This is a genomic window from Methylobacterium sp. Leaf125, from assembly GCF_001423085.1.
Lineage (GTDB): Bacteria > Pseudomonadota > Alphaproteobacteria > Rhizobiales > Beijerinckiaceae > Methylobacterium.
In genome coordinates this window covers 17,819-28,957 of sequence record NZ_LMNU01000017.1, presented here as the reverse complement: position 1 = coordinate 28,957, position 11,139 = coordinate 17,819, and the positions used below count along the sequence as shown (strand labels likewise).

Annotated in this window: 4 protein-coding genes; all 4 read right to left on the bottom strand. The window is 72.1% G+C overall.

Translation table 11 applies throughout. The features are described from left to right. Positions 1-734: 734 nt before the first annotated feature. The gene (locus ASF58_RS15885; protein ID WP_244477361.1) at positions 735-6,620 is read right to left on the bottom strand and encodes a DUF3320 domain-containing protein; all 5,886 of its coding nucleotides are present in this window, start codon (positions 6,618-6,620) and stop codon (positions 735-737) included. A gap of 290 nt (positions 6,621-6,910) precedes the next feature. Then, positions 6,911-7,906: a cellulose biosynthesis protein BcsN gene (gene bcsN / locus ASF58_RS15880; RefSeq protein WP_055954430.1), complete on the bottom strand. Its 996-nt coding sequence runs from the start codon at positions 7,904-7,906 to the stop codon at positions 6,911-6,913. Next, on the bottom strand, positions 7,903-9,900 hold the full coding sequence (locus tag ASF58_RS15875; RefSeq protein ID WP_055954427.1) for a hypothetical protein: 1,998 nt from the start codon (positions 9,898-9,900) through the stop codon (positions 7,903-7,905). Before ASF58_RS15875 ends, bcsN begins: the two co-directional genes overlap by 4 nt. Continuing rightward, positions 9,885-11,018 (bottom strand): glycosyl hydrolase family 8, encoded by a 1,134-nt coding sequence (locus tag ASF58_RS15870; RefSeq protein ID WP_055954437.1) that lies wholly within the window; start codon positions 11,016-11,018, stop codon positions 9,885-9,887. Before ASF58_RS15870 ends, ASF58_RS15875 begins: the two co-directional genes overlap by 16 nt. Positions 11,019-11,139 lie beyond the last annotated feature (121 nt).

Here is an 11,139-nt window from a genome sequence, read left to right as displayed (position 1 = left end):
GAGGTGGCGCTCACGGGAAGGCCCTTCCGAGCAGAAGTGGTGTCCATCGTGACAGTGCCCTCAGGATAAGCAGACATTGATTCCCATAAGCCCGTGGCCCTGGAACGAAGCGGGACAGGTTCGTCCCATTTCGCTCCGGTGCACGTCTATCTCTCCTAATGAAGCAGAAACCAAGCCAATTATTCGCGAGTTGGAAAATCGACGTTTTCTCCGCGACGGCCGGCGTTGCTCGCCCTTTCGCGCTGCGGTTTGTGCGACAATTAACGGTTGTCTCGCAGCCATAAAAGTAAGTTGTCTAACTATAGGATCGCGCGTCAGGCTCAGTTCGATGGTTGCTTGATAGAACAAAGGAACATGCTCTCGGATCACAGCAGGATCTTTTTGTTGCGATGCGATATAAACCCCGTGGCATAGGCGGGCAAGGGCAGGATCCGGGCCCACAATCTGTCCCCGGGACAGGTGGACCAAGGTCGAACATTGGTGGAGGCGCGTTTCGAGCGTGGGCGGACGCGACGTCCCGATGCTGGCGAAGGGTCCGAGGTGTTTGACTGGCTGTCGGGCCCGGCCGCGGCCGACGAGCGCGTTCCGCCGCGTCCGCGCCTACCGATTCGGCAGAATGCGCATGCCTGAGGCCAGGCGGCCGGCGCGCGAATTCGCGCCGCGCCACGCACTCCGTGTTCTCCGTGAACTTCACCGGACAGATGAGGCGGGTGGCGTTCGGGGCGATAGCCCTTTCAGGCTTCGGGTGGCCCGCCATGGGGCAGGCCCGCCTCTCCGGCGCGTTCGCGCGCGCGCGCGAACCGGACCCGGGTCGCCGCCTCGACCCGCGACAGCCCGATCGCCTGGCCCATCAGCCGCGTGCCCTCGGGCTCGGACGTACCCGGGGCCACCGACCCGGCGAGATCGACGAGCTCCGGCATCGGCGTGTCGGCGTGGCTGCGCAGCCCGGCGGGTGCCACCCGGTAGGGATGACGCGCCCGCGGTTCGGCGTGGGGTGGCCAGAGGATGACGCGGCCGTCATCGTCACTGCGGGCTACCGAGACGGGAACCTGATCGAGGATCGTCTCGCGGATGAGGGGTCCCACCCGCTGCAGGCCGTGGGCCCGGGCCACGCGTCGGAGCAGCACGTCCTCGTAGATCGGCCCCTCCACGGTGACCACGTGCGCAACCAGGGCCGCCAGGACCGGGCGATAGGCCGTGTCGTAGAAGCGCTCCGGCTCCAGGGCGAGGCCGATATCGGACGGATCCGCGAGACGGTAGGCCGGATCGGGCGGCGTCGTCGAAATCGGCGGCGGTGCGCAGGCGGAGGGAAGCCCGGCGTCGCGTCGTTGGGCCGTCATCGCGTCGTCCGGCTCCGCAAGGGGTGTCGGGCTCGGGACACCCGACATCGCCGCGGCGGTCGCTTGATCCGCGGGTTCCGTCAGGATGGGGGCATCGGGCGCGGGTGCGTCGCGCGGATCGCTCGCTGCCGTGGCTTCGGCGGCCTTGGCGCGGTCGGTCTCCAGGTCTTCTCGCAGGCGCCGGTCGAGTTCGGCGAGGGCTCCGGCTGCGTCGGCCCACCAGGCGGTGCTCCAGACCCGCCGGATGCGCCAGCCGAGATCGGTCAGCACGTGCTCGCGCAGGCGGTCACGGTCGCGGGCCGTCGCGGAGCGATGATAGGTGGCGCCGTCGCACTCGATGCCGGCGAGGTAGCGTCCCGGCGCATCGGGGTGGACGATGCCGAGATCGATCCGGAAGCCCGAGACTCCGATCTGCACGTGCACGGTCCAGCCCTGGGCCCGCAGCCCCGTCAGGACGGCGGCCTCGAACGGCGATTCGACCGCTCCGCCGGTGGGCGCACAGGCCTCGGCGAGGGCCCGCGCGCCCCGGTCGGCAAATTCGAGGAAGTGCTTGAAGTCGCGCACCCCGCGGGCCCTGGTGCGGCCGAGGTCGATCTGCTCGGGCCGGATCGAGGCGAAGACCACGAGCTCCTGCCGGGCCCGCGTGATGGCGACGTTCAGGCGGCGGTGTCCGCCATCCTTGTTGAGGGACGACACCGTGCTCACCGTTCGGCCGCCCGGGTCGGGGCCGACCGCGACCGAGAACAGGATGACGTCGCGCTCGTCGCCCTGCACGGTTTCGAGATTCTTCACGAAGACGGGCTCGTGCCAGCGGTCGCGATCGAAGTACGGCTCCAACTCCGGGTCGGATCGCCGCTCTGCGTCCAGCAGGTTCTCGATCAGCCGCTGCTGCTCGCCGTTGAAGGTGACGATGCCGAGGGAGCGCCGCGCCCGCGCGAAATCCGGATCGCGCAGGCGGCGCACGATGTCGGCGACGACGGCCTGGGCCTCGGGGCGGTTCACGCGGCCGGTTCCGCGCTCGTAGACGCCGTCCGGGACGAAGGTCAGGCGCACCGCCCGGTCCTCGGTCACCGGCGAGGGAAACGTGACGAGGCGGCCGCCGTAGTAGCGGGCATTCGAGAAGGCGATCAGGCTCTCGTGGCGGCTGCGGTAATGCCAGTCGAGGGTCCGCCGCGGGAGGTTGGCCGCGAGGCACGCATCGAGGATCGATTCCTGGTCCGCGATCTCGCCGCCATCTTCCATGTCGTCGATGGCGCGGTCGCCCACGCTGGTCGGCGGCAGCTGCTCGGGATCGCCGACGATCACCACCTGCCTGCCCCGCGCCATCGCCCCGATGGCGTCCCAGGGGGCGATCTGCGAGGCCTCGTCGAAGATGACGACGTCGAACGACGCCCCATCGGGGGGCAGGTACTGGGCGATCGACAGCGGGCTCATCATCACGCAGGGCGTGAGCCGCGCGAGGGCGTTCGGCATCGTGCCGAATAGCTTGCGCAGGGGAATCTGTGCCCGCTTCTTGGTCAGCTCGTGCGAGAGCGTGCCCCATTCGGGGTCGTTCCCGAAGGCCGTCGGACCCGGGATACCGCTCCCCAGGCGGGCGCGGACGACCTGCCGGGCGAGGTCGCCGACTTGGGCATCCGCGGCGTGGAACCGCGCGATCGCGTCCTCATGGCGCTCGGGCAGGAAGCCGCGCAGGACCGGGTCGTCGCCGACGACGCGATCGATCCACCAGCGGGCATAGGCGATCTCGAAGGCCGCCTCGGCTCGGGCTGGGTTGATCCGGCCTGCCTCCAGGGCTTCGATCAGGGGGCCGAGGCCGAGGTCGCGCGCCGCCTGGGCGGCCCCCTGCCAGGCACACCAGCCCGGGGCGCGTCCGAGACCGGAGGCCCAGCGGCGGGCCAGCGCGAGATTGGCGCCGATCCAGTCCGCCTGCGCGGCCGGGAGCGTCTCGGGATTGACCGACCCGGCTCGGTGGGACAACGCCGTCATCGCGGCGCGTGTCCGGGTGTGATCCTGCGCGAAGGCGGCGTAGGCCTGCGCAAGGGGACCGCCCGCCTCCCGGCTCCGGGACGACTGGGTGACGAGCCGGACGACGTGGTCGCGCAGGCCATCGGGGCCAAGACTCGACCACCCGAGGAGGGGCAGGAGTTGCGCCACGGTCTCGGCCCAGGCGATGGCCGGCCCGAAGTCGCGGGCGGGCCCCTCCGGGTCACTCCAGGGCGGGCCCAGCTGGCCGAGGGTCTCCTCCTCGGGCCGGGCGGCCTGGCCGTGCCGAGCGAGTTCGATCAGGCCGGCGAGGTCCGGCCCCAGATCCTCCGGCAATGCGCCGTCGGCATAGGGCTGAACCTGAAGCAGGACCTTTCTCATGCGCCCGCCCCGAACGAAGAAGTTCGCGCCGCGCGCCGCGATCCATTCGGCGAGGAGCCCGGACAGGTCCTGGTCGAGGAGGCCGGGCCGGTACGCGCCGGTGAGCCGGCCGCGGAGCGCGGCCCGGGTCGCCTGGAAGCGGTCGCGCGCCGCCACCGCGCGGCGCAGGTCGCCGGCGCTATCCGCCAGGAAGGTGCCTCCGCAGGCGGCCTCGGGACGTATCAGGGCGTTGCCGAGATCCAGGAGGTCGCGGATCTCCGCCTCGGTCGACGGGAAGGCCGAGAGTCCGACCGCCGCGGCGAAGGCCTGGCCGCTCGCGCGCAGGGCCGTCAGGGACTCGACGGCGGCGGCGATCTCGGCGCCCAGGCCGTCGCGCCAGACCGGCGACCATTCGGTCGCCCTGACGCCTTGCAGCGGATGGTCGGCCGGGGACCCCACCGAGGCCAGGACGGGGCGCAAGTCCCGGCAGGCCGCCCGCAGGGCCACGAGGGTGTCCGGCTCGTGGGTCCGGTGGTCGGGCCAGGCGAGGACGAAGTGCTCCACGTCGGGCCCCGCCGCGATGACGCGTCCGAAGGCCTCGTAGGCCGTCAACCCGTTCTCCCGCCGCCGATGCAGGGCCTGCACGAGGCCGTTCAGCTCGGCGCGCAGGCTCGCGAGGGCGCGCGTGGCGCCCGGCCATTCGGCCTGCTCAGGCGCGGCGCGCGCGTGCCAGGCCCGGCGCAACTGCCCGAGCACCGCCGATTTCTGGGCTTTGGTGGCATGCACCTCCAGGCAGTAATCGCCGAGTCCGATCTCCTGCAGGCGCCGCTGCACCACCTCGAGGGCAGCCGTCTTCTGCGAGACGAACAGCACCGTGCGTCCCTGCGCCAGGCACTGGGCGATCATGTTGGCGATGGTCTGGCTCTTTCCGGTGCCGGGCGGCCCGAACAGGACGAAGTCCTTGCCGCCGGCCGCCGCCAGGACGGCGGAGAGCTGCGAGGAATCCGCCGAGAGCGGTGCGAAGACGGTCTCGGGCGGATGGTCCCGATCGAGCTGCGACGGATCGGGGAAGGGGGCGCCCTCGCCGTAGGCGTGCTTGGGCGTCTCGAGAAGGTGGCGCACCACCGGGTTGCGCGTGAGGCGGCCGGCTTGGTCGATGAGATCCTTCCACATCAGGTGCTTGGTGAAGGAGAAGGTCGCCAGCACCATGTCGGGCACCACCTCCCAGCCGCGCAGGTCGCGCGTGTGGCCCCGGACGCTTCGGACGATCGCGTCCACGTCGATTCCGGACGCGTCGCGGGGCAGGTCGCCTTCCAGATCCGGCATCCGCAGCCGGAAATCCTGGCGCAGCATCTCAAGCAGGGTCGGGTTGATCCGCACCTCGTCGTCGTGCAGCGTCAGGCGGAAGCCGGCGCGGGCGCTGGCGCGCCGGAGGGTGACCGGGATCAGCAGCAGCGGCGCCCGGTGGGTGGCCTCGCCCGCCTTGCGGGTCCAGGACAGGAACCCGATCGCCAGGAACAGGATGTTGGCTCCGCCCTCCTCGAAGCCGCCGCGGGCGAGGCGATAGAGATCGAGCAGGCGGCCGTCGAGATCGGCCTCCGTCGCGGTGGTGGGGATCTCTTTCCGGGCCAGGGCGCCTTCGGACCCGACCGGCCCGTCGGAGACCGGCATCAGCCGGAATGCGTGTCCGGCCGCCAGGCCGTCCTCCAAGGCACCGGGCTCGATACCCTCGAGGACGATGGCGCCCTTGCCGGGCTTGAAGTTCAGGAGCTTGTTGCGCAGCGACAGGTCCAGGAGCTTGCGCTTCCAGCGCTCCAGGCGTCCGACCGCGGTCTCCGGCGCCGCGTCGACATGCGGGGTCTCTACCCTGTCGAAGGCGGGGGCGTCCGAGAGGGCCTGGTCCAGCGGTTCGACCGGACCGGGTGCGGCCTCCCCGCCCCCGCCGCCGAGATCCATCGGGCAGATGCCGCGCCGGCGGCAGCGGCGGATATCGAGGGCGACGTCGAGGCCCCCCGCAGCGCTGTCCTCCACCAGCCCGGCACCGTGATCCACCGCGGTCCGGAAGGCCGTCGGTGGATCGTGCGTCAGCAGCGTCGTCTCGACGAGGATCAGGTCCTGCAGATCGCGAAGCTTGCGCAGCTGCTGCCGGTCGTCGACCGTCGCGCTCGCGAAGGTCTCGTCCTGGAGCCACAGGCCGACGAAGGCGTGGCCGGCGGTCAGCACCAGCACTGGGTTCAGGCCGGCCTGCTCCAGGCAGGCGGTGTAGAGCAGGGAGAGGTCGAGGCAGGTGCCGGCTCGGCCCTCGATCACCTCGCCGGGAGCGCGCACCGTCTGTCCGGCCTGCTCAAAGCGCGCCGGGGGCAGGATGGATGCGAGGCGATGGTCGGCCAGGGCGGCCCAGAGCGCCCCGGCGAGGTCCCAGGCCCGGACCTTGCCGCCGCTGCCGTAGCCGTCCAGCGCAGTCTGGCGGCCGGCCGCGCCGAGCTTCCTGGCGGCATCGCGCAGGACGGCGTCGACGGCCGGATCGCCGGGCCGGACGAAGGCGGCGAGAAGTTCGGGCGCATTCCGGGCGCCGCCCCAGTGCGCGGGTGGCAGCAGACGGATCTCGGCGCCCGCCCGCCCCCGCTCGCCCTCCGCATCCTCCAGGATCATCGTCAGGGCGAGGGGGCCGGCCTCGGTGCAGGCGGCGAGGAGGCTGGCATCGAGGTGCAGGTCCGGCGTCTCGACCCGATGGCTCGAACCCGCAGCCACCCGCTCGATGCGCAGCGTCAGCGGACTGACCACGGGTGGCTGGCTCTCGACGCGCAGCCGGAGATCGACGAGATCGGCCTCCGTGTCGTTGGCGATCACGATCTCCCGGATCACCGGAATCCCGTTCGCCTGGTAGGCGAGGCTGACGTGGTCCGTGGCGGTGAAGGCGAGACGAAGTCTGGACACGGGTAAGAGGCCGGACGGCGACGGCGCATCGGCGCCGGCTACATCCGCCGCGCGGCTCATGCGGCGATCCCGCGATCCGCAGGCCCTCCGCTCAGGTCAGGCCCTCCGCTCAGGGCGAGCCCAACCGGGCCCGACGGAACACCGCACGCGTCGACCCGGACCATATCCGTGACCCACCACCCCCGCTGTCTGCTTCTTCGCGCGCCGGGGATGGGTATTCAAGGTTGCAAATGCCGCGGATCGGGAAAATCACAGATCGCATGGCCCTTCGCCGTCGGGCGGGGGTCGCCTCAGGGCGGCGGTCGAAGGGCCCGTGCCGGGAGTTCGCGGGCCATGAGATCCTCGACCTCGGCCCGGTTCGGTGCCGGTCTGGGGACGGTGATCGCGACGGTGCCGTCCGCCAGCGCGGCGTCCGTGATGTAGCGCGGGGCCTGCCCCTCGCCCGGAGGCACCGGAACCGGCACCGCGGGTGCCACGGCGCCGGGCCCCGGCACGAGGTAGCGCTGCGTTTCGCCGGATTGCTCGGAGGCCATGCGGCGCGCCGAGGCCTCCAGGCGCTTCTCCGCGCCGGGCCGTTCCATCGGGCCGGGCGGACGGAGCGCGGTCTCCGATCCCGGCGCGGTCTCCCGCGGCGTCCCCGTCGGCCGGCTGACCGCCTCGCGCCGCCGCGGCGGCGAAGGCCGGCGGGCGACCGTCTCCGGCTGGAGGCGGGGGGCCTCAGCGGGATTGGCGAAGAAGCGCATCGACTCCACCGAGCGGGTCAGGTCGGCGAGGGTGGTCGTCGCCGTGCGGCAGAGCTTGATCCGCACCGAGGCAGCCGGTGCGCCGGGATCGCTGCCGAACAGGGCGGACGGCCGCTTCCGTGCCGCATCGCCGCCGAGGTCGATCCACTGCCAAGCGTAGAGGCAGTCGTTGCCCAGGGCGAGGCCCACCGGTCCGTGGGCGTTGCGGTGTGCCTGGGTCACGACCCGCATGGTCTCGCCGGGAAAGCGCGCCCGCAACTCGGCCGCGATCCCCGTCCGGCTCGGCTTGGCCATGGCGAGGGCGGGGCCGGAGCCCCCCTCCCCGTTGCGCACGCTCACCTCGGCGACGCCGCGCGGATCGTCCCGGAAGGTGATCCGCTGGGAATACCCGTCGCGGGATGAATTCTGCGCCACGTCCGACACGGGTCCGGCGCCCGGCAGCTCGAGCGCCGCGCGGCCGGGCCGGGCGGCGGCGGGGAGCGAGGGCAGGATCACCAGGGCCGCCAGCGCCGCCGCGGTTCCGGAATGCCGTATCCGACTCATGGCTGCTGTCCGGCGTTGGGGCCGGCCTCGACGAAGGTGGCGCGTTGCGATCCCGGGATGCCGAAGCGGTCGGATTCCCGGCTTGAGCGGGTCTGGCCGTTGGCGCCGGCGGCCTGCTGGTCCTGCCACTGGGTGCCGGCGGGCGGATCGGACAGGGTGGAGGCCTGGGTCAGGCCGTTGTAGCCCGGCAGCAGGGCGAAGCCGTAGCGCTCGTAGGGCATCGTCCCGGCGCCCGGCACCCGGCGGGCGACCAGGGGCGGCGCACCCGTCGCGGGTTCGGCCAGGAAGCTGCCGGCACTGCGCTCGGGTACCTGTCGGGCCAAGGCGGCCGGCAGGTAGCGGAACGGGTTCTCGGAGGCGACGGACAGCGGGAATTCGCTGCGCAGCACCGGAAGGGGACGCACCGCGCCGTTGGCCGAGGTGTCGGGCTTCGGCACGCGGCCATAGGCGGCGGGGGCGCGGGCGCTGTTCGCGAGCACGGCCGTCGCGGCGGGGGCTGCGGGCTGACGTGCGCCGGCCGGTGGTGCCGCCGCGACGCTGCAGGCGAGCGGCGGCCCCTCCGGACCCTCGCGGAACAGCAGGTCCACCACCTTCGGGAACAGCCCGTCGTAGCGGTTGACGATCTCGAGGAACTCGCGCGTCCGCTTCAGGCGCTGCAGCGCCAGGGCGTAGCCGAGCACCGTCGATTCGCTCGGCAGCCACGCGATGCCATGCTGGAACCACTCGAGGGCGGCGTCGAACTGGCAGGAATTGTAGGCGTACCAGCCCAGTGCCTGAGCGCCCTCCCCGGAGCTCGACGCCAGCGTCACCTTCGCGTAGCGGTTGATCCGGTCCAGGTCGATGAAGGCGGGATTCGCCTGGGTCAGCTTCCGCTCCAGGAGCTCGATGAAGAGGATGCTGTTGCCGACGTACTTGTCGCGCCAGGCATAGGCCACTTCCTCGGCCTCGCGCGTCATGCCGACCGCGCGCAGCGAATGGGCGAGCCCGTGGGCGATCATCGCGTCGCCGCCGCGGCTGATCGCGAGCTTGAACCAGTCCAGCGCCTCGCGAAACTGCTGGCGCTTGTAGGCGTACCAGCCGAGGAGACCGGTCTCCCGCGGATCACCGGTCTTGCGGGCCTGGGCCTGGAACGCGGCGATGTCCGTGGTGGTGGGCTCGTGCGCGGCCTCGTCGTGCAGGAAGGCGACGATCCGCGCGCGCGTGATGTCGATGGCGATGCGCCGGAACTCGGAATTGCCGTCGGAATCCGTCCGGCCGAGGGCGATGAGCTGCTCGGCCGCCGCCATCGGCAGGTTCGACATCGCCTTCTGGATGGTGGCCAGGCGGGCGCCCGTGTCGTTGCTGGTATCCAAGACGGACTTGTAGAGGTTGTAGGCCTGTGCCGTGGCCTCCTCGGCCGCCAGCGCGTCGGCGACGATCCAGATGCTCTCGACGTCGCTGGGGTCGAGGGCGCTGGGATCGGCGCGGTAGAGGGCGACCACGTCGAGGTTGCGCCGGGCGCTGGCGAGTCCCTTGAGGCGGCTGCGGAACCCGGCGCGGCGCAGCTTGCGCGCCAGCTCCTCGGAGGGCTGCCAGCTCCCGTCCACCGTGCGCCGCGCCGCGATGGCCGCGTAGAGGTCGTCGAAGCGGCCGGCGGTGAAGAGGTCCCAGAGGGGGGCCTCCTCGGGGGGGCTCGGCTGCAGGGTGTCGAGGTCGGTGGGCTCGGTCCAGCCCGGGTAGAGCTGCTTCAGCCGGGCGGCCTCCGCCTTCATCCGGGCGGTCTGCTTCTGCGCCGCGTAGTAGCGCAGGGCGCTCTCGTCGACCATGCCGTTGGCCGCCGATCCCGTCGGGTCGACGACGATGGCGGGCGCGCGGCTGGCCTCCTCGGTGCCGGGACCCTGGGCCAGGGCCGGCAGGGTGAGGGCCGGCAGGGTGAGGGCCGCGAGGGCGACGCCCATCGGGAGGCCGAGGGGCGCGGGGCCACGGCTCCGCCGGCCCGCTAACGCTTCAAGCATGACGGTCCCCTCATCTGCGCGGCCACCATGGCCAGGAGATGCAGCGTGGTCGGATAGTAGTTCTCGTTGCCTTGCACCTGGCTGAAGCCGTCGGGGAGCGGCGTTCCCTTCACGGTACAGAGCAGCAGGCTGGAGAGGGCCGCGTAGCCGCTCTCGCGGAGCCACTCGACCGTGCGCCCATCGCTGGTGTCCACGATGGGCAGGCGCTCGCGGTCCGGCCCGGACCAGAGGGCGACGAAGGGGTCGTAATCCTCCCGCCGCCCCACATCGGCCCAGGCCATGTAGAGGGGAATCCGGATCGCGTTGTAGGAGAAGAGCGGCGGGAAGCCGTCCGCTGGACGGGGCTGGTCCCCCTTCAGGGAGATCCATTCGGTGGGCAGGTTGGCGCTGCCGAAGCGGGCGCGGCGCAGGAGGCGCAAGCCGCTGCGGGTCAGGGCGTCCCAGTCGTATTCCGGCGCCACCAGGGGCAGGCGCGCGAAGGCCGGGAAGACCCAGTAGGACAGGTTGATCAGGGGACCGTCGGCGCGTTCCCCCGCCGAGAAGCCCGTGACCGCCGGCAGCAGCAGCGCCCCGTTCCGGTCCTTGAACAGGATGGCGCGGCGGCCGACCTCGACGGCGATCCGCCGGGCCGCGACCCGGTAGCCGGCATCGTCCCAGGCCTCGGCCGCCTCCGTCAGCGCCCAGGCGACGAGGATGTCGCCGTCGGTGGCGTCGTTCATGTCCGCCACCGCCGGGCGCTTGGCCGGCTCCCAGCGCCAGGCCAGGAGCGAATCCGAACGCACCATCAGGTTGGCGCGGGTCCAGCCCCAGAGCCGCTCGAAGGTGGGCCGGTCGTTGGCCGCCACCGCGAGGAGCATGCCGTAGCCCTGGCCCTCGCTGTGGCTGATCCCGCCATTGGCGGTGTCGACCACCCGGCCGGCCTCGGTGACGAAGCGGGAGCGATAGAGGCGCCAGCCGTCCTGGTCCTTCAGGCTCCCGAGCAGAGGCTGGGCCGTGCGGGCGGAATCGTCCTTGACCTGCGGCGCCGCCGGCAGGGCGATGGCGGGCGGGACGGAGCTCGGCAGGTCCGGCATGGCGGGATCACGGGGCTGGGGATCGCGGGCCGAGCCGGCGGGCATCAGGGCGGGTCCGCCTTGGATCCGGGCATCGGGCCCGCCTTGGATCCGGGCATCGGGCGCGTTCTGGACCCGGGCATCGGGCCCGCCTTGCGCCCGGGCCTCGGGCCCGGCGGCGAAGCCG